Here is a 25,540-nt window from a genome sequence, read left to right as displayed (position 1 = left end):
CCCGAGCTGAACTACGAGGCCGATAGTCGTATCTCAACTGTGGTCGCGCGCAACCCACGATAGCGCCGCCGGGCCTCGGCGAAATTCGCCCGTAACGCCGGTCGGCCTCTCCTTCAGGCCGCGCGTCGGGCGTACAGGAACTCGATCACCGCCGCCCGGGCGTGGATATAGGTCGGATTCTCGGCCACGGCGAGACGATCGCGGGGGCGCTGGAGGCCTACGTCGAGCACCTGGCCGATCGCGGCGCGGGGGCCGTTGGTCATCATCACGATGCGATCCGACAGCAGGGCCGCCTCGTCGACGTCGTGGGTGACCATCAGCACGGTGTTCTTCAGCGTCGCGTGGATCTCCATGACGCTGTCCTGCAGGTGGGCGCGGGTCAGGGCGTCCAGCGCGCCGAACGGCTCGTCCAGCAGCAGCACCTTGGGCTCCATGGCCAGCGCGCGCGCGATGCCGACCCGCTGCTTCATGCCGCCGGAGATTTCCGAGGGGCGCTTGTCCAGGGCGTGGGTCATCTTGACCAGCTCCAGGTTGTGCAGCGTCCAATCGCGGCGCTCGGCCGCCGTCTTGGTCCTGCCGAACACCTTGTCGACCGCCAGCGAGACATTCTCACGCACCGACAGCCAGGGCAGTAGCGAGTGGTTCTGGAACACCACCGCCCGGTCCGGCCCCGGGGCGTTGACCTCCTGCTTGTCGAGGATCACGGCGCCGGTCGTCACCGGCACGAGGCCGGCGACCACGTTCAGCAAGGTGGACTTGCCGCATCCCGAGTGGCCGATGATCGAGACGAACTCGCCCTTGTCGACCTTCAGATCGACGCCGGTGAGCACCTCGGAGCGGGCGGCGCCCTTGGCGAAGGTGACGCCGACGCCTTCGATGGAGAGATAGGCCTTGGCCATGGTTGTGTCTCCTAGCTCGCCGCGTTGCCGCGCGAGATGACGTGGCCCAGCAGGGCCACCAGGCGATCGAGGAAGAAGCCGGTCAGTCCGACCCAGGCCAAGGCCACGATGATGTCGGAGATGCGCGAGGCGTTGTACTGGTCCCAGATGAAGAAGCCGACGCCGACGCCGCCCAACAGCATCTCGGAGGCGACGATGGCCAGCCAGCTCATGCCGATGCCGATGCGAAGGCCGGTGAAGATGTAGGGCGTGGTGGCCGGCAGCAGGATCTTGAAGAAATACTCGATCGGCGACAGCCGCAGCACCTTGGCGACATTGACATAGTCGGTCGGGATGTTGCGCACGCCGACGGCGGTGTTGATGATGATCGGCCAGATCGAGGTGATGAAGATCACGAACAGGGCCGAGGGCTGCGCCTCGCGGAAGGCGGCCAGGGAGATCGGCAGCCAGGCCAGGGGCGGCACGGTGCGCAGCACCTGGAAGATCGGGTCCAGACCCCGGTGCGCCCAGCGGTTGGAGCCGATCAGCACGCCCAGCATCACCCCGCAGATCGCGGAGATCGAGAAGCCGACCCCGACCCGCTTGAGGCTGGTCAGCACGTGCCAGAACAGGCCCTTGTCGACGCCGCCGTGATCGAAGAACGGGTTGAGGATCAGGTCTTTGGAGTCGGTCCACACCTGGACCGGCGACGGCAGCCCGCCATAGGAGTCGCCGATCGCCGCCTGCCACAGGCCCAGGATCGCCAGAAGGGTCAGCAGTGGCGGCACCACAGCCGCCGCCGTCGCGCCCGCCCGACGAACGATCTCCGACCCGCGCGAGGCGCGCGGCTCGGCGACCGGCGGGGCGATCACCGGCGCGGCGACCGGCTCGGCCGGTGTGAAGGAGGGCTTGGGAAAGGTCATGCGCACGCCCTCCCTAGACCAGCTTCTTGATCGGCTGGCTGGCCAGATAGGCGCCCGGATTGGCCGGGTCGAACACCTTGCCGTCGAAGAACCGCTCGACGCCCCGGCTGTCGCCGGCCGGCCCGGCCTGGCCGATGCTCTTGGCCGCCGCGCGCCAGATATCCGAGCGGTTGACCTTGTTGACCAGCGCCTGGGTGTTGGTCTTCTGCGGCAGCACGCCCCAGCGGATGTCCTCGGTCAGGAACCACAGGTCGTGCGACTTGAACGGGAAGCTGGCGTTGTCGGCCCAGAACTTCATGCGGTGCGGCGAATTCTTCAGCGTGCGGCCGTCGCCATAATCCACCGTGCCCTGCAGGCGGGGCAGGATGTCGCCCATCGGCACGTTGACGTATTGGCGGCCCGAGACGATCGAGCACATGGCCGGCAGGTTCGCGGCCTTGTCGCACCACAGCTGCGCTTCCTGCACGGCGGCCGTGATCGCCTGCGCGGCGCGGGGGTACTTGTCCACCCAGGCGGCGCGCATGCCCAGAGCCTTCTCGGGGTGGTTCATCCACAGTTCCGAGGTCAGGCAGGCGGTGTAACCGACCCGCTGGTTGACCAGTTGGCCGTTCCACGGCTCGCCCACGCAGAAGGCGTCCTGGGTGCCGGCCTTCATGTTGGCCACCATCTGGGGCGGCGGGATGACGATGGTGGCGACGTCGGTCTCGGGATTGATGCCGCCGGCCGCCAGCCAATAGCGCACCCACAGGTCGTGGGTGCCGCCCCGGAAGGTCATCGCCACCTTGGCGATGTTGCCGGCGGCCTTCATCTGCAGGAACTTGGCCTTGGCGCCGCCGCTGTTGAGCCCAACCTTGACCGCCTTCAGATCGTTGCCGACCGAGATGCCTTGGCCGTTGGTGTTGAGGCGGGCCAGGATGTACATCGGCGTCGGCGCGCCGCCGGTGATCGCGCCCGTGGTCATCAAGTAAGGCATGGGCGAGAGGATATGGGCGCCGTCGATGCCGCCGCGCTCGGAGCCCAGCACCAGGTTGTCGCGGGTGGCGGCCCAGGACGCCTGCTTGACCACCTCGATGTCGGGCAGGCCGTACTTGGCGAACAGCCCGCGCTCCTTGGCGATGATCACCGGCGCGGAGTCGGTCAGGGCGATGAAGCCCAGGCGGGCCTTGGCCACTTCGGGTCCGGCCCCGGCCGCATGGGCGCCGGCCGGTAACAGCGCCTTGGCGGCGGCGACGGTAGCGGCCGCGCCCACCAGGGCGTGGCGGCGGGTCAGGCCTGTGTCTGGCTTGGCGGCGGTCTTGTCGGTCTTGGTCATGATCTCAAATCCCGCTGGAGGTCAGAGTTTGTATTCGAGGGTGAACCAGGCCTTGGTCCGCGACGCCGGCGGCGTCGCCGTGCCCGCGGGCACGGTCGTTTCGCGCTGGAAGTCGGCGTACTTCAGCTGGATCGAGAGCTTGGGCGTGATGGCGGCGGCGAAGGCGACGTCCCACTCGTGACCGAGGTCGGCGCCGGTCCGCTGGTCGTTGAAGTCGTGGTAGCGGACCTGGATGTCGGTGTTGAAGAAGTAGGTCCGCTTGAACCGAGGCTTGGCGTTGAAGCTGAGGTTGGCGTCCTCGATGCCGTCGACGAAGCTCTTGTTGCCACCCGGCGAAACGAAGGCGTCGGACCAGCCCTGGAAGGCGTGGACGGTGGCCAGGGGCGTGGTGAACCCGCGCGTCCCGTCGCCTTCCAGCGACTCGTAGCTGGCCTTGACGGTGTAGATGTCGAACGTGCCAGAGACATCGCCGCCGAAATAAGCGAGGTCGAAGTTCGGCGTATTGTGGTGGTAGTCCGACTGCTTGGCGTAGGTGGCGTTGTAGGCCAGCTGGTAGAGGCCGACCCAGGTCTTGCCCGACGCCTTGACGCCCTTGGTCAGAGACGAGTTGACCGCCGAATTGCCGAAGTCCAGGGCATAGACGAAGCCTTGCAGACGCAGGGCCTCGGCCGGCGACCAGGTGGCGTTGAGCAGGTGGCTGTCGCTGTCCCAGTCGCGCAGTTCGCCCAGGATGCGGTTGACGTGCGAGATGTAGGCATAGGTCGCCTTGAATCGACCGTAGGCGACGTCGGTGCGGATGGCGTCGAAGGTCTGCTCGTCCTGGCGCCAGCCCACATTGCCGACGAAGCGCTGGTCGTCGAGCAGGATGCGCTGGCGGCCGGCGACCACCTGCAGGGCGGCGCTGGGGGTCCAGGTCAGCTGGGCGCGGTTGAGTTCGGTCACGTCCGGGTCGTTGACGACGGGATAGCGCGCCTTGTCGGCGCCGTTCAGGGGGGCGGTGGCCGCGCCGGGGACGTTGACGGCGTAGTGCTCGGGACCGGCCTGGCGGACGTCCTCGAACTCGATCAGGCCCTTCACGCCGTGGAACTCGGCGGTCTCCCAGCCCAGGCGGGTGCGGATGGTGAAGGCCGAGGCGTCGTCCTTGAGGGTGGCGGTCTTGGTCTGGTCGACGCTTTCGTAGCGGGCCCGGACTTCCAGGATCAGTTTCCCGGCGGCGACCTGGTCGCTGAAGGTCGGCGGCGGCGGCGCGGGGGGCGGCGGTTCGGTGGCTTCGGCCGGCTGTTCGACGGTGGTCGCCACCGGTTCCGGCGCCGATTGAGCATGGGCTGCGCCACCCAGAATCAAGGCGCAGAAAGTCGTGCTGCAAAGCAGCATTTTTCGTAGGCTTGGCATGGTCTATCCCCCAGAAGGCCAAAAAAAACGCCCGGCGCGACCGCTTCAGCGATCACTCCGGACGTCGTTGTCCAAACGGTACCAAGCGGCTGCATCGCCGCCGGGCGGCCCTCTCAGGCCTTAGCGGAACGTCGTTGTCCCGCGTGTTGAGACCAGGAGGGAGCCGACCGGCCGGCGCGGCAATCCGAAAACTGCACCGTGTCGCATCGCAGCATGAAAACGGGGTGATTTGCACAGCAGCGGTGCACGGACGACAGAGGAGCTGCCCGGATTTCGCGCGTTTGGAAAGGGCGGCGGGCCGGGTCGGACGACTGGCTACCTAGTCCTTGGGCTGAAACGGCGCCCAGGCTTCGACCAACACGCCGGGAAAGGCGCTGGTCAGGGAGATGTGGCCGTTCACGAATTCCAGCCGCAAGCGCATGCCCGCCAGGCCGACGCCCGACGTCGCCGAAGCGCCGTCCGGCAGACCCACCCCGTAGTCGCGGATCGACAACAGCACCATTTCGCCGGCCAGCCGCAGACCGATCGCGGCGCGCGGGCTGCCGGAGTGGCGATGCACATTGGCCAGGGCCTCCTGAGCGACGCGATACAGCGCCACCTCGGTCCGCCGGGCCATCTTCGGAAAGTCGTCGGCGATATAGATCTGCAGCGACAGTCCCGTGCGCCGCGCGAAGCCTTCCGCCATCTGCCGAATGGCGGGGCCCAGGCCCGTCTCCTCCAGAGCCGGAGGGTGCATGACGTAGGAAAGGCTGCGGATCTCTTCCAAGGCGTTGACCAGCAGGGCCTCGATCTCGACGCGAACCTTTTCCGCGCGGCCTTCGACCTTCATGGCGCCCAGCATCAGCTTGGCGCCGGTGAGGTACTGGGCGGTTCCGTCGTGAAGCTCGCGCGCGATGCGCCGGCGCTCGTCGTCCTCGGCATGGAGCAGCGCGGCGGTGGCGCGTCCAAGGGCCGCCTGGGCATGGCGCTGAACGGTGATGTCCTCCTGGGCCACGATCACCAGGGTTCGGCCGTTGCTGGAGATGCGCGTGGCGATCATCCTGGCCCACAGCGGACCGCTGGCCAGGTCCATCTGGTATTCATGGCGAAAAGGCCCGGCCTCGCCCGCCAGCAGGCCTCGGAGGCCGGCGGCCGCTTCGGACGTCTCGGACCCGCCCAGGCTGTCGCAGAAGGCGATGTAGTTCAGGCCCAGCCCATGGTTTTCCAGCGGCGGCGCGTTGAACGCGGCGAACTGCGCCCAGGCGTCGTTCACCGCGACGATCTCACCCTCGGCGTTCAGGATCGCCACGTTCGCCGTGACGGTGTCGAGAATGACTTCGTACAAACCGGAGGCGGACCCTTCGCTCATCTCGTGAGCCGTGTGCATTTCCGTAGTGAGCCTTATGTTCTGTAGGTCATGACGCGCGGTCAGCGGCGTGACGAGGCCGCGCATTGTTCACCCTCGCGGGCCAGGCTCCAAAACTTATATTTCAACGCTCCACGGCCGAATGGCGCCTGCGTTCGCCGCAAGGGTGGGACCTCCGCTTCCGGCTGATAGGGAAGTGCGGCGCGGAGGCGAAGCTAGGGCTCCAGGCCGTTATAGACCGCCGATCCCGGTCCGCCGGGTTGGCGCATCACCTGGCGGCGCAGCCTGGGATCGAAGCTGATGTGCACGCAGCGGCTCTTTTCGTAGATCAGCTGATCGAACTTCAATCCGCTGTCGCGGACGCCTTTGGCGACGTCCAGGTCGTTCAGGCCGTCGACGTGGAAATCGGCGGCGTGACCCAAGGCGTGGGCCGAGGTCGGCACGCCGCCGACCGCGGTGTTGACCTGCGGATTTCGGTAGGCGCTGGTGATCTCGACCGGCCGGTTGAACAGCGCGCGAACGGCTTCCATGCGTTCGGCCAGGTGTTTGAGGTTTTCCAGATGCGCCGGGGTCGGGTCGTTCCTGACGCCCATCGATAGCGCCTTGCTGGAAATGGTGAATTCCTCCAGCGAGAAATGCGCGCTGAGCTTCATGGCCGCCCCTCCGGGTGTCGCGAAAGATTAGCGCTTAGATATCACAATCCAAACGGGAATTCCGAGACTTGGAAAACGGCGGGGCGGATCCGTGGCGCAGGCTCTGGAATCTGGACAGAATATGCCGGTGACCGACCAGTTCTCCCTCTTCGACGCGCCGCCCGTCACCGATCGGCTGTTTTTCGCGATCTTTCCCGATGTGGAAACCGCGGCCGGTATCGCCCGCCATGCCGACGCCTTGCGCGCCTCGCACCAGCTAGGCGGCCGGCCGCTGGCGCCCGAACGGTTTCACATCACCCTGCATCACCTGGGCGACCACGCCGGCGTGCGGCGCGATATCGTGGCGATGGCCCGTCAGGCGGCCGAGGCGATGACGGCCCCGCCGTTCGAGGTCCTCTTCGATCGCGCCGCCAGCTTCCACAACGGCGGCAACAATCCGTTCGTCCTGCAGGGCGGCGAGGGGCTGGAAGCCCTCAAGGCCTTCCAGCGCGACCTGGGTCTGGAAATGGCGCGGGCCGGCCTTGGCAAGTGGGTGGACAGGACGTTCACGCCGCACGTGACGATGCTCTACGACAGACGACTGGTCGCCGAACAGCCGCTTCCGCCGATCCGATGGACTGTCGGCGGCTTCACCCTCGTCCATAGCCTGCTGGGGCGGACCGAGCATATCCCGCTGGCGCGATGGACGTTGCGCTGAAAGCGAGGGCCCTCGTCGCGTCAGATGATCAGCGGCGGCTTCAGCAGGGCCGAGACATGGTCCAACGCCTGGCGCAGCAGCGACGCCTTGGCGGGACCTCCCAGCGAGATGCGCAGTCCGACGGGCGCGTCAGGCGTCGTGGCGAAGGCGTCCGACGCGACGAGGGCCAGGCCGCGCGCGGCCGCCAGCGTGCGAAAGCCGTTGGTGTCCAGGCCGGGCGGCAGGTCCAGCCAGACGTGAAGCCCCTCGGCGTCACCTTGGGCGGCGGGCAAGACCTCGGCGGCGAGGGCTCGCCGCATCCGGGCCTCGCGCCGCACGCCGGCCAGGATCCGTTCGGCGGTTCCGTCGCGGAGCCAGCGGATGGCGATGGCCGTGGTCAGGGGCGATCCCATCAGGGCGGTGGCGTGCAGCGCGTCGGCCACCTGTCGGGCCATCGCGGCGGTCGGGGTCGATACGAAGGCGGTGCGCAGGCCCGGCGACAGGGTCTTGGACAGCGTGGCGATGTGGAAGGACCGCTCCGGCGCCAATGAGGCGATGGCGGGCAGGGGGCTGTCGAACAGCCGGCTGTAGGGATCGTCCTCGATCAGCCAGGCGTCGCTGGCGAGGACGGTAGCGGCGATCTCGCGACGCCGCGCCAAGCCCATGGTCGTGGCGACCGGATTGCGGGTGGTCGGGACCAGATAGACGGCGGCGGGCTTCTGTTCGGCGCAGAGTCGGGCCAGGACCTCGGGCAGGAAGCCTTCGGCGTCCACCGGGCAGGGAATCAAGCGCAGGCCCAGCCGCGCGGTCAGGGCGATGATTCCGGGATAGGTCAGGGGCTCGACCACAAGACCGGCGCCGGGCGAGGCGATCATGGTGAGAACCGCCGTCAGGGCCGACTGCGCTCCAGGGCTGACCACGATCCGCTCGGATCCGATCGGGCCCAGGGCAGGCGCCAGCCACGCCGCGCCGGCCGCGCGCTGTCCTGGCGCGCCGGGACCGGCGTGATAGGCCATCAGGGTCGCCACGTCGGTGCGGTCGAGGATCGCGGCGGTCGTTTCCTTGAGCAGCGTCGCCAAGGACACGCCCTGCGGCGGCGGCGGCAGGTTCATGCTCAGATCGACCAGTCCAGCCTCGTCCTCCATGGCGCGGCGACGTACGAAGGTGCCGCGTCCCACCGCGCCCTCGACAAGGCCCCGGCCTCGGGCGGCCCCATAGCCGCGGGTGATGGTGGTGAAGTCGACGCCCAGCTGGTCGGCCACGACGCGCTGGGGCGGCAATTGATCGCCCGGCTGCAACTCGCCCTCGCGCATCGCCGTTTCAAGGGCGTCGACCAGCGCCAGATAGATTGGGCGGCCATCGCCCGCGCGGACGTGCCGCAGCCAGGCGGTCGTCGGTCGATCCCGAGTCATGGTTGCTTTTCCATGGCGTGATACATACATTTCGTAGCGAATGTATGCAACAAGGCTCACATTGCATGGAACGGCCCCTCATCACCCATTTCGACAGTCCGACGAGCTTGCAGGCCGGGCTGCTCTGCCGTTGCCCGCGCTGCGGCGAGGGCAAGCTGTTCGGCGGCTTCCTGCGCCTGGCCAAACGCTGTGACCGTTGCGGGCTGGACTATGGCTTCGCCGATCCGGCGGACGGCCCGGCCTTCTTCGTCATGACGGGCGTGGGTATTTTGGTGATCGCGGTCTGGGCCTGGGCGGTGATCGCCTGGAGCCCGCCGCTTTGGGCGCAGTTCGCGACCGTCTTTCCGGCCTTGCTGATCGGCTGTCTGGGCACCCTGCGGCCCGTCAAAGCCTGGCTGGTCGCCGAACAGTACATCCACAACGCCAGCGAGGGCGGCGCTTCCAGCGTCCAGAAACGGTAAGACGGCGCCGACTGGACAACTTGATCGTGGCTGCGAATGATCGGGTGCGACCGGGTCGGGTTGAAAGAGGTCCTTGGGGCGACGATGAAGAGGGCGCTGGGCGTCATCCTGGGCGCCGTGGCGCTCGATGCGGTCGGCCTGGGTCTCGTATTGCCCATCATTCCGCGCCTGCTGCGCGAGGTGGGTCACACGAGCGACCTGAGCTGGCGGTTCGGCGCTTTTCTGGCGCTCTATGCCCTGATGCAGTTCGTCTGCGCGCCGATCTTGGGCGCGCTCAGCGACCGTTTCGGCCGTCGGCCGGTGCTGCTGGTCTCTCTGGCCGGCGCGGCGGTCGACTACCTGTTCCTGGCCTTGGCCCCGTCGTTGTGGTGGCTGTTCGTGGGCCGCGCCATCGCGGGGATGACCGGGGCGAGCAACGCAGTGGCCTCGGCCTACATCGCGGACATCACGCCGGCCGAGCACCTGACCCGGCGCTTCGGATACATGAGCGCGTGTTTTGGCCTGGGCTTCATCGCCGGCCCGGTGATCGGCGGCCTGCTCGGCGACGTCTGGCTGCGGGCGCCCTTCCTGGCCGCTGCGGCCCTGAACGGCCTGAACTTCCTGGTGGCGCTGCTGATCCTGCCCGAGTCGCACAAGGGGCGAGGCGGCAGGATCGAACTCTCCAGCTTCAACCCGCTGGGGCCGTTGCGTTGGGCGTTCAGTTTTCGCGCCCTGCTGCCGCTGCTGGCCGCCTTCCTGGTCCTGGCCGTCGTCGGTGACGTCGGCGGGACGGTCTGGGTATTGTACGGCGAAGACAAGTTCGCCTGGACCGGTCTGACGATTGGCGTTTCCCTGGCCGGGTTCGGCCTGTTCCACGCTCTGGCCCAGGCCTTCGTGGCGGGCCCGATCAGCGAGCGCTGGGGCGAGAAGCGGGCCTTGGCCGTCGGCATCGTCGCCGACGCCGCGGCCTATGTGGCCATCGCCCTGGTCACGCGCGGTTGGATGGCGTTCCTGTTGTTGCCGGTGTTCTGCCTGGGCGGCGTCGGCGGGCCGGCGCTGCAGTCGCTGCTGTCGTCGCGCGTCGGCGAGGCGCATCAGGGGCGATTGCAGGGCGTGCTGGCCAGCCTGGGCGGGGTGTCCTCAGTGATCGCGCCGCTGCTGATCAGCCAGGTCTACTTCGCCTCGCGCGGCCTGTTCCCGGGCTTGGTCTGGCTGGCCGGCGCGGCGCTCTATCTGCTGTGCCTACCGGTGTTCTTCAGCCGGGCGCTAAAGACCGGCTAGGCCGGCCCGAGCACAGCGGCGCGGCGACGATCTCGGCCAGCACCGTGCGGTCATGGGCCCGGGCGCGCTGGCGGTAGTGCTCCAGGTGGTGCGGAACCAGGACCGCTAGGACCGTGACCGCGCCGCCGGCGAGGATCGCCACCGGCCAGGCCCCCAGCAGGGCCCGCAGGCCGCGCGCCGAGGCGCCGGTCACCAAGGCCAGCAGTCCCAGCGCGCAGCACAGCATGGCTAGGCCGGAACCGCTTCGCCGTGGCAGGCCTTGGCCGGCGCGGCGTCCTCGTATTCGTCGTGGCGGCGCATCCAGTCGCCCATGTTGCCGGACTCGTTGCGGCCCAAGGGCGCGCGGTCGAGAACCATGTAGGTCCCGATCAGTTCCTCGCCGCCGCGACCGTAGCTGGAATAGGTGTGGAACACCTGGCCGGCCTCGTCCTTGTAGAACGTGCTCATGCCGGGCGACTCGCCGGCGTCCTCGCCGACGGGCTCGAAATTGTAGGTCGCTCCGGCGGCGATGGTCTGCGGCGTGAACGACACGCCGAAATCGTAATTGAAGTCGCTTTCGAACGACGAAGCCCAGGGGAATTTCCAGCCCATCCGGGCCTTGTAGGCGGCGATCTTGTCCAGCGGCGCGCGCGCCACGGCGATCAGGGTCACGTCGTGGTGGTTCAGGTGGGGCAGGGTTCCGTCCAGATGATCGGCCAGGAACGAGCAGCCCGGGCAGCCGGCCTTCCATTCGGGCGGCAGCATGAAGTGGTAGACCACCAGTTGGCTGCGGCCGTCGAACAACTCGGCCAGGGTCTTGCGGCCGCTCGGGGTGTCGAAGGCGTAGGCCTTGTCAACCTTGACCCAGGGCAGGGCCAGGCGCTCGGCCGCGTTACGGTCGCGCAGCCGGGTCTCTTCCTTTTCATGGGCCAGTAGCGCCTTGCGGGCCTCAAGCCATTCCTCGCGCGACGCGACCTTGTGGTTGGGCATCGTTATTCTCCCTGGTGCGTGAGCCCGGCGGCCGTTCGGCCTTGACAGAAAGAGTTGATATCAACATAAATACGAAGTGTCAAAGCCGCTGGAAGTCCCGTTCGCCGCCACGCTTCATGTCAGGGACACCTGTCTGTGCCTCCACGCCCAGCGAGCGGCGCGGGCCCTGGCGCGGCGGTTCGACCAGGCCCTGGCGCCGTTTGAGATCACCAGCGGCCAGTTCTCGCTGCTGATGTCGCTGAACCGGCCCGAGCCGCCGACCATCGGCTCGGTGGCCGGCCTGCTGGCCATGGATCGCACGACCCTGACCGCCAATCTCAAGCCCTTGGAGCGGCGCGGCCTGCTGACGGTCGGCGTTGATCCACGGGACCGGCGCAGCCGTCGTCTGGCCCTGACGCAGGCCGGCATGGCCCTGCTGGCGCGGGCCCTGCCGGTCTGGACGCAGACCCATGCCGAGGTCGAGGCGGGTCTGCCCCTCGGTGGCGGCGACGCCCTGCGCGCCGGGCTGCTCGCCCTGGCCTGACCGACCATCGGCGGGTGAGGCGTCCGCCTGGCCTTTTTCCGTTTTGCCCGATGGCGCGCGAACTCTAGGTTGGTCAGACTCGGGAATCTGACGCGCACGGAGCAATCAGGCGTGACCACCATGATCTACGGCATCAAGGCCTGCGACACGATGAAGAAGGCGCGGGACTGGCTGGAAGGTCACGGCGTCGCCTACGACTTTCACGACTACAAGACGGCGGGCATCGACCGTCCGCGCCTGGAGGCCTGGAGCCGGGCCGTGGGCTGGGAAACCTTGCTCAACAAGGCCGGGACGACCTTTCGCAAGCTGCCGGACGCCGACAAGCAGGGCGTAGACGAGGCCAAGGCCATCGCGCTGATGCTGGCCAATCCGTCGATGATCAAGCGGCCGGTTCTTGAGACGCGCGATCAACTGCTGGTCGGATTCAAGCCTGACGTGTATGGTCGCGCCTTGGGTTCAGGGGGCTGAATGGACGCCCAGATCGATCTGGTCATCTTCGACTTCGACGGGACGCTGGCCGACAGCACGGCCTGGGCCATCCGCGCCGTCAGGCCGCTGGCGGAACGCTTCAAGTTCAAGGCGGTCACCGAGGACGAGATCGCCATGCTGCGCGGCCGCACCAGCCGCCAGATCATCGACTATCTCGGCTTGCCGCTGTGGAAGGTGCCGCTGGTCGCCGCCCACGGCAAGAAGATGATGGCGGCCGAGGCCCACGCCATCCCGCTGTTTTCAGGCACCGGCGACCTCCTGCGGGCGCTCTCGGCGGCCGGTCTGCGCCTGGCCATCGTCAGCTCCAATTCCGAGGCCACCATCCGCTCGATCCTGGGGCCCGACCTGGCCGCCCTGGTCGACCACTATGGCTGCGGGGCGGCGATCTTCGGCAAGGCCGCCAAGTTCAGGGCCGTGGTCAAGGCCGCACGCATCCCCAAGGACCGGGTGCTGTGCATCGGCGATGAGACCCGCGACATCGAGGCGGCGCGCGAGGCGGGCCTGGCCTGCGGGGCCGTCGAATGGGGTTACGCCACCCGCCGCGCCCTGGCCGACCACAGCCCGACCATGATGTTCGCGGCCATGGACGAAATTATTTCACGGGTCGCCGCATCCAATCCGCGGGTCGGCGCCGACTAGTCTTCAGAAAACGGCGCGAAGGGTCGCGTCGACCTGGAGATTGAGACCGATGGAAGAGCTGTTCCGCTCCTATTGGTGGTTGGTGTTCCCCCTGAGCTGGGGTGTGTTCGGCGTGTTTCAAAGCTGGCTGGCCTATCGCGCCCGCCACGACGCCCTGCACGTGCTGCGGTCCTACGCCGAGGCCGGTCGTGAGCCGCCGCCGGCGCTCGTGGCGCGGCTCAACGCCCGCTGATCCCAAGGTTCGAGCCAACATTTCGAGGCGCGCGACGCGCCTCCGGAGACCAAGACCATGGAAGACATGTTTCGACAGTTCTGGTGGCTGATCTTTCCGCTGAGCTGGTTCGTGTTCGGCGCCTATCAAAGCTGGCTGTCCTACAGGGCCAACCGCGACACCCTGGACCTGATCAAGACCTACGCGCAGTCGGGACGCGAACCGCCGCCGGAGCTGATGGCCAAGCTCAGCAAGCGCTGGAACGATGGCGACGATCTGGGCGAGGTGGACGACGACGACGACCGCTACCGCCGTCGTCACCGTCGCCGCCATTGGCGCCAGCACACCTGGTCCCGCGTGGCGCTGTTCGGCTGCCTCTGCGCCGGCTTCACCTACGCGGCGGTCACCGATCTCTACCAAGCCGGGCCGGCCTTCGTGATCGTGTCCTTCGTCATGGCCGCCCTGGCCGTGGCGGCGGCGGTGTCGATCCTGGTGGATCGAGGACCGCGGATCTGATGGACGGACCGCTCGTTCGGGCCGCGCGGGGCGGATCGCAGTCCGCCTTCGCGCGGCTCGTCACGGCGCACGAGCGGAGTCTGCGCGGGTTCCTGCGCAAGAGCGGCTTCAGCGACGCCGACGACATCGCCCAGGAGGCCTTCCTGGCGGCCTGGTCGAGCCTGGGCCGGTTGCGCGACGACGACGGCTTTCGCGCGTGGCTGTTCGGTATCGCCTGGCGCAAGGCGCTGGATCAGGGGCGCGCCGCCCGCCGCGCGGCTCGCCGCGACGAGGCCTGGCGCGAAGACCAGGCGGCCGACGCGCCGCGCGAGGTCGATCCGGCCGACCGCTTGGCGCTGGAGGCGGCCCTGGCCGGCCTGCCGCCGGACCAGCGGGCCTGCGTCACCCTCTGCCTGGGCCAGGGTTGGTCGCACGGCGAGGCGGCGGAAACCCTGAACTTGCCGCTGGGCACGGTGAAGTCGCATGTGAACCGCGGACGTGAGAGACTGTTGGCCGTATTGGGAGTCCCGTCATGAGCCCCGAAGATCGTCTGGCCGCCTTCCTGTCCGCCGACGCCGTCCCGGTGCGGCCCGCGGTGGACGCCGCGTTCGTCGCCGAGGTGATGCAGCGGGTGGCGCGGCGGGAACTGCAGGTCAAGCTGGCCTCGGCCGCCGTCACCGCGCTGGCCGCCGGTGCGGTGCTGTGGGCCTGCGCGCCGGTGCTGAACCTGGCGGTCCAAACCCTGGCGCCCGTCCTGCTGCCGGCGGCCGGCATCCTGACCCTGGCGGCGGCCGCCGGCCTGCTGGGCGCGCAGGTCCTGACGCGGCGCTAGTCGGTGGATTTCGCCTGGCGTTCGGTCGAAGTTTTCGAAAGGCTCCACCTTACGAAAGTTTCATCCGACCCGGCGCCTCCGATCGCCATGGCCCAGGTCTCTTATCTACAGAAGGCGAGGGCGAAGCGCTCCCGCCGAGCATTCGAGGGGATTTAAGTCATGGGCCCTGACGTTCTGGTTCCATTCGGCTTCTTTTTTGCGCCGGTCATTCTGGTTTTGGCGCTGGTCTTGGTTCCGAAGTGGTTGCGGAGCCGCGAACGGCTTCAAGCACAACAGCTTATCCGTATGGCCATCGAGCGCGGTCAGGAGCCGTCGCCGCAACTTTTTGAGGCTTTGACCAAGGATGTCGCGCCGGTGAAAGTGCCGTCTGCGCATCGCGATATGCGGATCGGCGTCATTCTCCTAGCCGTGGCGGCGGGCATTGCACTCACGGGCGTCGCGCTGGGCAGCATTGACGATCATGCCATGTTCGGCACCGTCAGCGGGGCGGCCATCCCGGGCATGATCGGCCTGGCCTTCGTCATCCTCAGCTTCTTCAACCCCAACAAGCGTCCGCCTGAGGCTTGAGCGCGGACAAGGGGGAGAGGGGACCAAGCTCATGGGCACTGAACGCCCACCCACCGGCCACGACGTCGAGCTGGCCGCCCTGGCGGCGGCCGGCGACCGGCGGGCCTTCGGCGAGCTGGTGCGCCGCCACGGCTCGGCCGTGCGGGGCCTGCTGCGCCGGCTGGGGGCTGATCCGGCCACCGCCGACGACATCGCCCAGGACGCCTTCCTGGTCGGCTACGAGCAGATCGCGGACTATCGCGGGGAGGGGGCCTTCGCGGGGTGGATCAAGAAGACCGCCGCGCGGCTCTACCTGCGCAAGGTCAAGCGGGAGTCGCGGTTCGTGCTGACCGAGGCGCCGGAGGACGAGGCTCCCGTGGGATCGGACGGTGCGGCCGCGAGCGCCGATCGTCTCGATCTGGACGAGGCGCTCAAGTCTCTGTCCAAGGCCGAGCGCCTATGCGTGTCGCTTTGCTACGGGGCCGACTGGTCGCACACCGAAGCAGCCGAGGCCTTGAACATCCCCCTTGGGACGGTCAAATCCCATGTCAAACGTGGTCTGGATAAACTCAGAGTCCGGATGGCCGCGCCATCCGAAAATGGATCGAACGACTCCGCAAGGAGGGAAAGCCATGGCTGACCAGGATTTCGAAACCCAGCTCGCGCGTCTCTACGGCCAGGCGCCGGTGTTTCGCGACGCCGAGCTGTTCGCCCAGCAGGTGACCCAGAAACTGGATCGCGGCTGGGCGCTGCGCCGCGTGCTGATCGGCGCGACCGGCGTCGTGGCGGGGGTGGCCGCCGCCGTCCAGCTGGTCGGGGCGCGGTTCGCCGACGAGTTCGCGCAGATGTCGAAGGAGGGTGCGGACCAACTGAACCTGGGCGTGGACAAGCTGACCCACCGTTACGATCAGCTGTTCAGCCTGGGCGGTTCCGAGACCCTCTGGGTGGGCGCGGCGCTGGCCATCCTGGCGCTGGCCTTCGCCGTGACCCGGCTGGTGGATGAGGTCTAGAACCTGTGGACAGCTGACGGCCTTATTGAATTCCTCGTCCTTCGACAAGCTCAGGATGAGGAATTCTACTCACCCGCCCTACCGCTCGCCCTCATCCTGAGCCTGTCGAAGGACGAGGGCGGCGCCTCGACGCCAAACGCCTGACGGTCCACAGACCTTGGTCGCGGTCCGCCGGACTTTTCACTGATAATGTTGCGGCGCCGAACGATCTGGCGGAAAACGGCAGGCGTTTTTCGCTGGAGTGCTGATCCTGTCCGCTCATCGTGAAGAGAAAGTCCGTCGCCTGGCGGCTCCCGACATCGCCGCGCGCAAGAGCGGCGAGCCCATTGTCTGCCTGACGGCCTACACCGCGCCGGTCGCCGCGGCCCTGGACGAGGCCTGCGACCTGCTGCTGGTCGGCGACTCGCTGGGGATGGTCGTCCACGGCCTGCCCAACACCGTCGGCGTGACGCTGGAGATGATGATCCTGCATGGCCAGGCTGTGATGCGCGGCTCGCGCAAGGCCATGGTGGTGGTCGACATGCCGTTCGGCTCTTACGAGGGCGCGCCGGAGGAAGCCTACGCCAATGCGGTGCGGATCATGAAGGAAACGGGCTGCCAGGCGGTCAAGGTCGAGAGCGGCCCCACCGTGCCCGCCACCATCGCCTACCTCGTACAGCGCGGCATTCCAGTCATGGGCCATGTCGGCCTGCGGCCCCAGGCGGTTCTGGTCGACGGCGGTTTCAAGGCCAAGGGCAAGGACGAAGCCGGACGGCTGAAGGTGCTGGAGGAGGCCCGCGCCACCGCGGAGGCCGGCGCCTTCGCCGTGGTCGTCGAAGGCGTGGCCGAGGGCCTGGCGCGCGACGTGACCGCCGCGATCTCGGTCCCGACCATCGGCATCGGCGCCTCGGCCGGCTGCGACGGCCAGATCCTGGTGGTCGACGACATGCTGGGGCTGTTCGACTGGGCGCCGAAGTTCGTGCGCCGCTACGCCGACCTGAAGGGCGAGATCGAGCGCGCCGCCGCCGACTACGCCCGCGACGTCAAGGCCCGCACCTTCCCCGGCGAGGCCGAGACCTACTACGCCAAGAAGGGCTAGGACCAAGAAGAAGGGCGAAGGCGCCGGTTCCGCCCCGTTGCGGCTGGCCCGGACACGCTATAGGTTCGCCGCCTCGGTGGGTCCGCTCACCATGGTTTTCATTTCGCGTGTCGATTCCGGAGCGATCCGGCGTCGACGCCTCAGGGCGCTGTTTCGCCCTCTATCGGAGCCTCGTTCGTGGTCGATGTGTTTGACGAGGTCGAAGAGCAGCTGCGCTCCGACCGCTACAAGTCCCTCGCGCTGAAGTCGCTGCCCTGGCTGGGCGCGCTGGCCGCGGCGGCGGTTCTTGGCGTTGGCGGCTGGATGGGCTGGACCAGCTATCAGGAGAACCTGACCAACAAGGCCACGGAAGCCTACCAGGCGGCCCTGACCACCGGCCAGAAGTCAGGCCCGGTCGCGGCGTTCCCGGCGTTCGAGGCGATCTCCAAGACAGGCACGCCCGTCTACAAGGCCCTGGCCCTGCTGCAGATGGGCGGCGTGCGCCTGGAGCAGAACAAGACCGCCGAAGCGGTGGCCTATTTCGACCAAGCAGCCAAGCTTTCGCCCGATCCGGTGCTGGCCGACCTCGCCGGCCTCAATTCCGCCTTGGCGCTCATCGACACGGCTCCTTACAAAGACGTCGAGGCGAGGCTGACCCCGTTGATGGGCGAGAAGAGTCCCTATCGCGTGCAGGCGAAGGAAGCGCTGGCCTTCGCCAAGCTGCGGGCCGGCGACCTGGCCGGCGCGCGCGGCGACTTCCTGGTGCTGTCCAGCTCGCTCGACAACTCGTCCGACGAAATCCGCGAGCGGGCCCGCGGCGCCATGGCCATGATGGATTCCGGTTCCGCCAAGGACCTGCCGGCCGTCGTCAAGGCCGCCATGGCCCTGCCGCCGTCCGCCGCGCTCTCGCTCCCGACCGGCCCGCAGGCCGACGTCGCCCCCAATACCGCCCAATGAGCCGACGCCCCATGACGACCAAGCGCTATCTGCTTCTCACCGCGATGATGACCGCCGCGGTGTCGGTGGCGGGCTGTTCGACGATTTCCAAGCTCAACCCCTTCGACAAGAAGGAAGCGAACAAGACCCTGGCCAGCCAGGGGCAGCGGATCTCGGTCATCGCCTTCGACCAGAAGGTCGAGCCGGCCGAAGCCCTGAAGGGCGCCGACTTCTTCCTGCCCGAGCCGACCGTCCAGGCCGACTGGCCGCTGCCGGGCGGCAACGCCGAGCAGTCGGTCGAGCACGTGGCGGCCGCCGCCAATTTCGACATCGCCTGGCGCAAGGGCTTTGGCCAGAAGGCCAACCGCAAGTATCACGTGACCGCGCCGCCGGTGGCCGCCGACGGCAAGATCTTCGTGATGGACGGCGAGGCCACCGTCAGCGCCATCGACGCCAAGAGCGGCTCGACGATCTGGCGCAAGGACCTGCGTCCCGCGAAGGCGCCTGGCAAGAAGCGGGGCTTCTTCGGCATCGGCGGCAGCGCGGCCGACCGTACGGGCTTTGGCGGCGGCGTCGCCTACGCCAACGGCAAGCTCTATGTCTCGTCCGGCTTCCGCTTCGTGGCCCAGCTTGACGCCGCCACCGGCGCGGAAGCCTGGCGCCAGCAGACCAGCACGCCGGTCCACGCCGCGCCCACCGTGGCCGACGGCCGGGTGTTCGTGATCTCGACCGACAACGAGCTGCTGAGCTTCAACGCCGCCGATGGCGCGCCGGGCTGGACCTATCAGGCCCTGATCGAGCCGGCCCGCATCCTGGGCGCGACCAGCCCCGCCGTGAGCGGCGACACCGTCGTGGCCGGCTTCGCCTCGGGCGAACTGGTCGCCCTGCGCGCCAGCAACGGCAACGACTTGTGGAGCGAGGCGCTCAGCCGCGCCAGCCGCACCAACGCCCTGTCGGAAATCCGCGACATCGCCGGCCGCCCGGTGATCTTCAAGGGTGACGTCTTCGCCGTCAGCCACTCGGGCGTGTTCGCCGCGACCGACCTGCGCACGGGTCAGGCCCGCTGGAGCCTGCCGGTCACCGCCATCACCAGCCCCTGGGCTGCGGGCGACGTGGTCTTCGTGGTCGACAAGGCCGGCCAGGTGATCTGCGTCTCGCGCGAGGCCGGTCAGGTCTACTGGATCCGCGACCTCAACAACACCGACAAGCTGAGCAAGAAGCAGAAGAAGAAGCGCGCCAAGCACCCCGTCATCTGGTCGACCCCGATCCTGGCCTCGAACCGCCTGATCACCGTGTCGAGCGAAGGCCAGGCCGTGGCGCTGAACCCCAAGACCGGCGAAACGCTGAAGACGCTGAAGATCGGCCAGTCGGTCCTTCTGGGTCCGATCGCCATGGGCGATACGGTCTATCTGGCCACTGACGAGGCGGACCTGATCGCCATCCGCTAGACGTTTCCGGGTTTGCCCGGATCCACAATTCGAGCGCCGCGAACCCGGGCTGGTCCTCACCAGTCCGGGTTTGTCGCTTTTGTCCCCGAAATCGACTAATCACAGCCCATGCCTTTGAAACTCGCCATCGTCGGCCGCCCCAATGTGGGCAAGTCGACCCTGTTCAACCGTCTGGCCGGCCGCAAGCTGGCTCTGGTCGATGACCAGCCCGGCGTCACCCGCGACCGCCGGTTCGCCCACGGCCGCCTGGGCGACCTGGACCTCGAACTGATCGACACCGCCGGCTTCGAGGACGTCACCGACGAAAGCCTGGAGGCGCGGATGCGCGCCCAGACCGAGCTGGCGATCGACGAGGCCGACGTCAGCCTGCTGGTGTTCGACGCCCGCGAGGGCTTGACGCCGCTGGACCGGATCTTCGCCGAGATCCTGCGCAAGCGGAACAAGCCGGTGCTGGTGGCGGCCAACAAGTCCGAAGGCAAGGCCGGCGACCACGGCGCGGCCGAGGCCAATGTCCTGGGCCTGGGCGAGCCGATCCAGATCAGCGGCGAGCACGGCGAGGGCATGGCCGAGCTTTATGCGGCCTTGCTGTCCGTCGCGCCGGAAGAGCTGCAGACCGACCACGACGAACTGGACGACGACAAGCCGATCAAGATCGCCATCGTCGGCCGTCCCAACGCCGGCAAGTCGACCCTGATCAACCGCCTGATCGGCGAGCAGCGCCTGCTGACCGGCCCGGAAGCCGGTATCACCCGCGATTCCATCTCGGTCGACTGGGACTGGGGCGGGCGCAAGGTGCGGCTGGTCGACACCGCCGGCCTGCGCAAGAAGGCCAAGGTCAACGAGAAGCTCGAAAAGCTCTCGACCGGCGACACCATCCGCTCGATCACCTTCGCCGAGGTCGTCCTGCTGGTGATGGACGCCACCCATCCGTTCGAGACCCAGGACCTGCAGATCGCCGACCTGGCCGAGCGGGAAGGGCGCTGCGTGGTCTTCGTGCTGGCCAAGTGGGACCTGGTCGAGGATCCCGGCGCGACCCTCAAGGGTTTCATTGAGCACGCCGAGCGCATGCTGCCCCAGCTGCGGGGCACGCCCGTGATCGCGCTGTCGGGCGAGACCGGCAAGGGCGTGGAACGGCTGATGCCGGCCGTGCTCAAGAGCCACAAGGACTGGTCGACCAAGGTCAAGACCCGCGACCTGAACGACTGGCTGCAGATGGCCATGCAGCGCCACCCGCCGCCCAGCGTCGGCGGCAAGCGCATCAAGCCCAAGTACATGGCCCAGACCAAGGCCCGCCCGCCGACCTTCGTGCTGTTCTCCAGCCGCGCCGACCAGATGCCCGAGCAGTATCGGCGCTACCTGATCAACAGCCTGCGCGAGAGCTTCGACCTGCCCGGCGTGCCGCTGCGCATCACCCTGAAGTCCGGCGCCAACCCTTATGCCGAGGGCGAGGCCAAGGGCCACTCCGGCAAGGGCAAGCGGGAGTTCGAGCGCAAGGAACGCGAGAAGGAGCGGATCCGCGCCTCGCGCAACACCGTCAAGAAGTCGGTGCGCGTCGCCGAAGCCGCGGCCGCCGCCGCCGCACAGGCCGCGGGCCTGCCCGTCCCGGCCCCGAGCGCCGGCAAGCCCGCCTCGAAGGCGTCCAAGGCGCCCAAGCCCGCCGAGATCGCCGCGGCGCCAGCCGTCGAGCCGGGCAAGGCGGCGGTCAAGTCGGTCAAGAAGCAGGGGCCCCGGGCCCAGAAGAAGTCGACCACGCCCAGCTACAAGGTCGGTTTTAAGGCCGCGGGCGGCAAGGCGGCCGGCTCCAAGACCGCGGCGCGTCGCCCCGTGGCCGGCGCGCGCACCGTGCGCGGCAACAAGGCGCCGCCGAAGGGACGCTGAGTCGCTCTGGAACGGCGGCGTGGGCGGGGCCATTTCCGATGGCATGGACCCGCGACAAGCCAGCCTGTTCGACGACCCCGCGCCGGGACCGCCCGGCTTCGCCTACCGGCCCGAGGTGATCGACCGGGACGATGAAGCCGCGCTGGCCGAGGCCCTTGCCAAGCTCGACCTGCGGGCCTTCGAGATGCGGGGCTATGTGGCTCAACGCCGCGTGGCTTCGTTCGGCCGGCGCTATGAAGGCGCGGGGCCAGGGCTGGAGGACGGTCCGCCGATCCCGGACTTCCTGCTGGCCTTGCGCCGCAAGGCGGCCACGTTCGCCGGACTGACGCCGGACGAACTGGTTCACGCCCTGATCAATGAATATCCGCCCGGCGCGCCGATCGGCTGGCATCGCGACAGGCCAGCATTCGGACGGGTCGTCGGATTCTCGTTGCTCTCGCCGTGCGTTATGCGCTTTCGACGACCGCGCGAGGCGAGGTGGGAGCGGCGCTCCCTGACCTTGGAGCCACGCTCGGCCTATGGGCTGGCGGGGGAAGCCCGGTCGGTCTGGGAGCACAGCATCCCGCCGGTCGCGGCCCTGCGCTACTCGATCACCTTTCGCACCCTGGCCTAGAACTCTTCCCATTCCGGCGCGACCGCGGCGCTGGACCCCGGACGCATCTGGGGAACGGCGCGGGTCGTGGGGCGGGGGGCTTCAACCGCGCGGGCCGTGGCGGTCGGACGCCCGGAGCGACGAGCGGCGTCGCCGGTCTGGAAGCGCGACACCAGCTCGGCCAGCGCGCCGGACTCGGAGCGCATGTTGGAGGCCGCGGCCGTGGCCTGCTCCACCATGGCGGCGTTCTGCTGCGTCACCTGGTCCATCTGGTTGACGGCGGAATTGACCTGGTTGAGGCCGGTGGCCTGTTCCTGCGAGGACTGGGCGATCCCGGAGATCAGGGTGTCGATCTCGGCCACCTTGCCGACGATGCCGCTCAACGCCTGGCCGGTGTCGCCGACCAGCTGGACGCCGCGCGCCACCTGAGACGTGCTGTTGGCGATCAGGGTCTTGATCTCTTTGGCCGCCTCGGCCGAGCGTTGGGCCAGGGCCCGGACTTCCTGGGCCACGACGGCGAAGCCGCGGCCGGCGTCGCCGGCGCGGGCGGCCTCGACCCCCGCGTTCAGGGCCAGGAGGTTGGTCTGGAAGGCGATCTCGTCGATGACGCCGATGATCTGGGTGATCTGCCCCGAGCTTTGCTCGATCTCGCCCATGGCGGCGACCGCGTCCCGCACGACCTCGCCGGAGCGGGCGGCCTGCTGGCGGGCGCTGGACGCGGCGGTCGAGGCCTCTTTGGCTCCGGCGGCGCTGCGGCGGACGGTGGCGGTGATCTCGTCCAGGGCGGCGGCGGTTTCCTCCAGCGAGGCGGCTTGCTGCTCCGTGCGGCGCGACAGGTCGTCCGAGGCCGAGGCGATCTCGTCGGAACTGGCGCGCAGCCCCTCGGTGGAGTCGACGATCTGGCTCATCGCCGAGCGCAAGCTGTCGACGGCGGCGTTGAAGTCTTCCTTGATCGGCAGGAAGCGGCCTTCGAAGGTCTCGGTGATCCGGGCGGTCAGGTCGCCGGCCGCCAGGCGCTTGAGATAGGCGGCCAGCGAGCAGACGACGGCGCTCTGCTCGGCCTCGGCCTGCCGGCGTTTCTCGTTGTCGATGCGCTCCAGCTCGGCCTGGGTGATGTCGACAGCGAACTTGATGACCTTGCAGGGCTTGCCGGCGGCATCGAAGATCGGGTTGTAGTTGCCCTGGATCCAGACGTCCTTGCCGCCCTTGCCCACGCGCTGGAACTTGTCGGAAAAGAACTCGCCGCGCGCCAGGCTGGCCCAGAAGGCCTTGTACTCGGCGCTGCGCCCATAGGCCGGATTCACGAACATCTCGTGGTGGCGGCCGTCGATTTCGTCCAACGCATAGCCGACGGTGTCGAGGAAGTTCTTGTTGGCCGTGATGATCGTGCCGTCCAGCTGGAACTCGATCATCGCCTGGGAGCGATCGATCGCCGCGACGGTGGCCTCAAGATCCGCGAGCCTCTGAGCCGCCTTAGGGTCAGGACGTTTGGTCGAAAACAGCGACATGGATGCATTCCCCCGAGGGAGCGCCCAATCGAAGGTTTTCCCCGCACGTGAAACGTGCGTCGGCGGCGTTGAGGAGAGGTTAACCCTGGCGCTTGCGACTACACGTGATGCTGCGGCAGTTTGGCGCAAGTCAATCTATGGGCGCGGTTCTCCGGGGGGAGGCGCAGACCTGCTCGAACGCCATAAGGCGCTGACATCGTGTCGTTAATCGTCCAAAAGTCGACACGCGGCTTGCTGGCCACCTGGAATGTGAAGGCCTCCGGGGAGAGCGTTCGCCAAGTTAAACATCAACGACAGAACGAGAGTGGCGCCGTCAGCCGACGCTGGCGGACTCCTGGCCACGTTCCTTGAACCGCACCACGCCCTTGGGCGGCTCACGATCAGGACGCGACAGGTCGACGATCAACGGGACGATGGTCTCGGGCGCGGGCACGGTCTGGGGATCCTCGCCGGGGAAGGCGCCGGCCCGCATGCGGGTGCGCATGGCGCCGGGATCGACGCAGACGGCGCGCACCGTGGTGTTCTCCATCTCGTCGTCATAGCAGCCGACAACGGCCTCCAGCCCGGCCTTCGAAGCGGCATAGCCGCCCCAGAAGGCGCGGTGGGTCTTGGCCAGGCTGCTGGTCAGGAAGATGGCCCGGCCAGCCTCGGCGCGACGCAGCAGCGGATCCATGGACCGGATCAGACGCCAGTTGGCCGTCAGGTTGGTGGCCATAATCATGTCCCAACCCTTGGGGTCGAGGTGACCCACGGGCGTCAGGGCGCCCAGCACGCCGGCGGCCCCCACCAGGACGTCAAGCTTGCCGTAGCGCTCGTAGAGGGCCGCGCCCAGCTGGTCCAGGCCGTCGGGCTCGCGCAGGTCCAGGGGGACCAGGGTGGCGTGCTCCGCGGTGGCGGCGAAGATCGTGTCGTCGAGCGCCTCCAGGGCGCCTTGGGTGCGCCCCACCGCCACCACGTGGGCGCCGGCCTGGGCCAGGCCCAGGGCGATAGCCTCGCCGATCCCGCGGGTGGCGCCGGTCACGAGGGCGATGCGGCCGGCCAGCGGCTTTTCGGAGTCGGAAGTCATGGGCGGGTTCTAGGGGTTAAGCAGAGCGATGGAAACCGCCGATCAGGCCTCGTCCGCCGGCCGCGCGCCATAGCGCTGGGCGATCACCGAGCAGGCCATCAGCTGGATCTGGTGGAACAGCATCAGCGGCAGGACCAGGATGCCGGCCGTGGCTCCGGGGAACAGGATGCCGGCCATGGGCACGCCGGTGGCCAGGCTCTTCTTGGAGCCGCAGAACACGATGGCCACCTCGTCGGGCTTGGAGAAGCCTAGGGCCCGCGAGCCGAACACCGTGGCGGCCATGACAACGGCCAGCAGCGCGGCGCAAACCGCCAGCAGCAGGAACAGTTCGGGAATCGAGACGATCTTCCAGATGCCGCCGACCACGGCGGCGCTGAACGCCGAATAGACCACCAGCAGGATCGAACCGCGGTCCACCTGGCCTACCAGGGCCTTGTGCTTCTCGATCCAGGGGCCGACCCAGGGCCGCAACAGCTGGCCGGCTACGAACGGAACCAGAAGCTGGACGACGATCGACTGGACCGAGTCCCAGCCGCCCACGTCGCCATGAGCCTGCATCAGCACGCCCACCAGCACCGGCGTCAGGAAGATGCCCAGCAGGTTCGAGGCCGAGGCCGCGCAGACGGCGGCGGCCACATTGCCCCGGCCGATCGAGGTGAAGGCGATCGACGACTGCACGGTCGAGGGCAGGCAGCACAGGAACAGCATGCCGCTCGACAGGGTGGGCGACAGCACGCCGGATCTGCTGATCAGCAGGCCCAGAGCCGGGAACAGTACGAAGGTGAAGGCCAGAATCGTCAGGTGCAGGCGCCAGTGGGTCAGGCCCGCGACCACGGCTTCGCGCGACAGCTTGGCGCCGTGCAGGAAGAACAACAGGGCGATGGCGATCTTGACCACCCAGCCGACGATCATCGCCGCCTCGCCGCGCACCGGCAGCACCGAGGCCAGCACGACCATGCCGAACAAGGCCAGGATGTAGCCGTCGATCTTCAGCTTGGCGAGGAGGTCTTTGAGCAAACGCGGCATCCT

The 25,540-nt window shown here is 68.2% G+C and carries 30 protein-coding genes; 18 read left to right on the top strand and 12 right to left on the bottom strand.

The window, feature by feature from the left end; genetic code table 11:
* Nucleotides 1-113: 113 nt before the first annotated feature.
* The 6 genes from ASD47_RS02655 to ASD47_RS02630 form a co-directional block, all read right to left on the bottom strand.
* Nucleotides 114-899, bottom strand: coding sequence for an ABC transporter ATP-binding protein (locus ASD47_RS02655; protein WP_056751175.1), 786 nt, complete (start codon nt 897-899; stop codon nt 114-116).
* 11 nt (nt 900-910) lie between these two features.
* Nucleotides 911-1,801, bottom strand: coding sequence for a nitrate ABC transporter permease (gene ntrB, locus ASD47_RS02650; RefSeq protein ID WP_056751171.1), 891 nt, complete (start codon nt 1,799-1,801; stop codon nt 911-913).
* Nucleotides 1,802-1,814: 13 nt separating this feature from the next.
* Nucleotides 1,815-3,113 (bottom strand): CmpA/NrtA family ABC transporter substrate-binding protein, encoded by a 1,299-nt coding sequence (locus tag ASD47_RS02645; RefSeq protein WP_056751168.1) that lies wholly within the window; start codon nt 3,111-3,113, stop codon nt 1,815-1,817.
* A 21-nt stretch (nt 3,114-3,134) separates the two neighbouring features.
* On the bottom strand, nt 3,135-4,487 hold the full coding sequence (locus ASD47_RS02640) for an alginate export family protein (protein ID WP_369800250.1): 1,353 nt from the start codon (nt 4,485-4,487) through the stop codon (nt 3,135-3,137).
* 337 nt (nt 4,488-4,824) lie between these two features.
* The gene (locus tag ASD47_RS02635; RefSeq protein ID WP_162251606.1) at nt 4,825-5,853 is read right to left on the bottom strand and encodes a histidine kinase; all 1,029 of its coding nucleotides are present in this window, start codon (nt 5,851-5,853) and stop codon (nt 4,825-4,827) included.
* 212 nt (nt 5,854-6,065) lie between these two features.
* The gene (locus ASD47_RS02630; RefSeq protein ID WP_056751158.1) at nt 6,066-6,503 is read right to left on the bottom strand and encodes a D-Ala-D-Ala carboxypeptidase family metallohydrolase; all 438 of its coding nucleotides are present in this window, start codon (nt 6,501-6,503) and stop codon (nt 6,066-6,068) included.
* Between the two features lie 121 nt (nt 6,504-6,624).
* Between ASD47_RS02630 and ASD47_RS02625 the strand changes: the two genes are divergently transcribed.
* A complete protein-coding gene (locus tag ASD47_RS02625) occupies nt 6,625-7,200 on the top strand; it encodes a 2'-5' RNA ligase family protein (RefSeq protein WP_056751155.1) in 576 nt (191 codons plus the stop codon).
* Nucleotides 7,201-7,220: 20 nt separating this feature from the next.
* Here the strand turns inward: ASD47_RS02625 and ASD47_RS02620 are convergent, their stop codons facing one another.
* Entirely contained in the window at nt 7,221-8,591 is a 1,371-nt protein-coding gene (locus ASD47_RS02620) for a PLP-dependent aminotransferase family protein (RefSeq protein WP_235525729.1), read from the bottom strand.
* A 65-nt stretch (nt 8,592-8,656) separates the two neighbouring features.
* Here ASD47_RS02620 and ASD47_RS02615 point away from each other — a divergent pair, with 65 nt between their 5' ends.
* Nucleotides 8,657-9,052: a DUF983 domain-containing protein gene (locus tag ASD47_RS02615; RefSeq protein ID WP_056751149.1), complete on the top strand. Its 396-nt coding sequence runs from the start codon at nt 8,657-8,659 to the stop codon at nt 9,050-9,052.
* Between the two features lie 84 nt (nt 9,053-9,136).
* The gene (gene tet, locus ASD47_RS02610; protein WP_056751144.1) at nt 9,137-10,312 is read left to right on the top strand and encodes a Tet(A)/Tet(B)/Tet(C) family tetracycline efflux MFS transporter; all 1,176 of its coding nucleotides are present in this window, start codon (nt 9,137-9,139) and stop codon (nt 10,310-10,312) included.
* Here the strand turns inward: tet and ASD47_RS02605 are convergent.
* Nucleotides 10,287-10,538 (bottom strand): hypothetical protein, encoded by a 252-nt coding sequence (locus ASD47_RS02605; RefSeq protein WP_056751142.1) that lies wholly within the window; start codon nt 10,536-10,538, stop codon nt 10,287-10,289. The genes tet and ASD47_RS02605 overlap by 26 nt on opposite strands.
* 2 nt (nt 10,539-10,540) lie before the next feature.
* Entirely contained in the window at nt 10,541-11,281 is a 741-nt protein-coding gene (locus tag ASD47_RS02600; RefSeq protein ID WP_056751140.1) for a thioredoxin family protein, read from the bottom strand.
* A 76-nt stretch (nt 11,282-11,357) separates the two neighbouring features.
* Between ASD47_RS02600 and ASD47_RS02595 the strand changes: the two genes are divergently transcribed.
* The 15 genes from ASD47_RS02595 (at nt 11,358) to ASD47_RS02525 (ending at nt 21,958) form a co-directional block, all read left to right on the top strand.
* Entirely contained in the window at nt 11,358-11,804 is a 447-nt protein-coding gene (locus tag ASD47_RS02595; RefSeq protein WP_056751135.1) for a MarR family winged helix-turn-helix transcriptional regulator, read from the top strand.
* 111 nt (nt 11,805-11,915) lie between these two features.
* Nucleotides 11,916-12,272 (top strand): ArsC family reductase, encoded by a 357-nt coding sequence (locus tag ASD47_RS02590; RefSeq protein WP_056751133.1) that lies wholly within the window; start codon nt 11,916-11,918, stop codon nt 12,270-12,272.
* On the top strand, nt 12,273-12,932 hold the full coding sequence (locus ASD47_RS02585; RefSeq protein ID WP_056751131.1) for an HAD hydrolase-like protein: 660 nt from the start codon (nt 12,273-12,275) through the stop codon (nt 12,930-12,932). It abuts the gene before it with no gap.
* Between the two features lie 49 nt (nt 12,933-12,981).
* Nucleotides 12,982-13,164 carry a hypothetical protein gene (locus tag ASD47_RS02580; RefSeq protein ID WP_056751128.1) on the top strand — a complete coding sequence of 61 codons (183 nt, stop codon included), beginning with the start codon at nt 12,982-12,984 and terminating at the stop codon, nt 13,162-13,164.
* Nucleotides 13,165-13,221: 57 nt separating this feature from the next.
* The gene (locus ASD47_RS02575) at nt 13,222-13,659 is read left to right on the top strand and encodes a hypothetical protein (RefSeq protein ID WP_056751125.1); all 438 of its coding nucleotides are present in this window, start codon (nt 13,222-13,224) and stop codon (nt 13,657-13,659) included.
* On the top strand, nt 13,659-14,174 hold the full coding sequence (locus tag ASD47_RS02570; protein ID WP_056751121.1) for an RNA polymerase sigma factor: 516 nt from the start codon (nt 13,659-13,661) through the stop codon (nt 14,172-14,174). Before ASD47_RS02575 ends, ASD47_RS02570 begins: the two co-directional genes overlap by 1 nt.
* Entirely contained in the window at nt 14,171-14,470 is a 300-nt protein-coding gene (locus ASD47_RS02565; RefSeq protein WP_056751118.1) for a hypothetical protein, read from the top strand. Before ASD47_RS02570 ends, ASD47_RS02565 begins: the two co-directional genes overlap by 4 nt.
* 159 nt (nt 14,471-14,629) lie before the next feature.
* The gene (locus ASD47_RS02560) at nt 14,630-15,037 is read left to right on the top strand and encodes a DUF6249 domain-containing protein (protein WP_056751116.1); all 408 of its coding nucleotides are present in this window, start codon (nt 14,630-14,632) and stop codon (nt 15,035-15,037) included.
* 31 nt (nt 15,038-15,068) lie between these two features.
* Nucleotides 15,069-15,656 (top strand): RNA polymerase sigma factor, encoded by a 588-nt coding sequence (locus ASD47_RS02555; RefSeq protein WP_056751112.1) that lies wholly within the window; start codon nt 15,069-15,071, stop codon nt 15,654-15,656.
* A complete protein-coding gene (locus ASD47_RS02550; RefSeq protein ID WP_056751109.1) occupies nt 15,649-16,026 on the top strand; it encodes a hypothetical protein in 378 nt (125 codons plus the stop codon). Before ASD47_RS02555 ends, ASD47_RS02550 begins: the two co-directional genes overlap by 8 nt.
* A 250-nt stretch (nt 16,027-16,276) precedes the next feature.
* Nucleotides 16,277-17,104, top strand: a complete 828-nt coding sequence (panB, locus tag ASD47_RS02545) for a 3-methyl-2-oxobutanoate hydroxymethyltransferase (RefSeq protein ID WP_056751570.1) — start codon at nt 16,277-16,279, stop codon at nt 17,102-17,104.
* A gap of 177 nt (nt 17,105-17,281) precedes the next feature.
* Complete coding sequence (locus ASD47_RS02540) at nt 17,282-18,040, top strand: tetratricopeptide repeat protein (protein WP_056751106.1); 759 nt, start codon at nt 17,282-17,284, stop codon at nt 18,038-18,040.
* 11 nt (nt 18,041-18,051) lie between these two features.
* Nucleotides 18,052-19,467 carry a PQQ-binding-like beta-propeller repeat protein gene (locus tag ASD47_RS02535; RefSeq protein WP_369800248.1) on the top strand — a complete coding sequence of 472 codons (1,416 nt, stop codon included), beginning with the start codon at nt 18,052-18,054 and terminating at the stop codon, nt 19,465-19,467.
* Between the two features lie 108 nt (nt 19,468-19,575).
* Entirely contained in the window at nt 19,576-21,345 is a 1,770-nt protein-coding gene (gene der / locus ASD47_RS02530; protein WP_056751100.1) for a ribosome biogenesis GTPase Der, read from the top strand.
* 43 nt (nt 21,346-21,388) lie between these two features.
* Nucleotides 21,389-21,958 (top strand): alpha-ketoglutarate-dependent dioxygenase AlkB, encoded by a 570-nt coding sequence (locus ASD47_RS02525; protein WP_056751097.1) that lies wholly within the window; start codon nt 21,389-21,391, stop codon nt 21,956-21,958.
* On the opposite strand, the gene ASD47_RS02520 is transcribed toward ASD47_RS02525, so the two are convergent.
* The 3 genes from ASD47_RS02520 to ASD47_RS02510 all read right to left on the bottom strand — a co-directional run bounded on the left by ASD47_RS02520 (nt 21,955) and on the right by ASD47_RS02510 (nt 25,537).
* Nucleotides 21,955-23,445 (bottom strand): PAS domain-containing methyl-accepting chemotaxis protein, encoded by a 1,491-nt coding sequence (locus ASD47_RS02520; protein ID WP_056751094.1) that lies wholly within the window; start codon nt 23,443-23,445, stop codon nt 21,955-21,957. The two genes, ASD47_RS02525 and ASD47_RS02520, sit on opposite strands and share 4 nt — an antisense overlap.
* Before the next feature lie 313 nt (nt 23,446-23,758).
* Entirely contained in the window at nt 23,759-24,511 is a 753-nt protein-coding gene (locus tag ASD47_RS02515) for an SDR family NAD(P)-dependent oxidoreductase (protein WP_056751090.1), read from the bottom strand.
* 42 nt (nt 24,512-24,553) lie between these two features.
* The gene (locus tag ASD47_RS02510) at nt 24,554-25,537 is read right to left on the bottom strand and encodes a bile acid:sodium symporter family protein (protein ID WP_056751088.1); all 984 of its coding nucleotides are present in this window, start codon (nt 25,535-25,537) and stop codon (nt 24,554-24,556) included.
* Nucleotides 25,538-25,540 lie beyond the last annotated feature (3 nt).

Source organism: Caulobacter sp. Root1472 (genome assembly GCF_001426985.1).
GTDB lineage: Bacteria > Pseudomonadota > Alphaproteobacteria > Caulobacterales > Caulobacteraceae > Caulobacter > Caulobacter rhizosphaerae.
The sequence above is the reverse complement of the archived record's forward strand: the minus strand, read 5'-3'. Positions and strand labels throughout refer to the sequence as shown.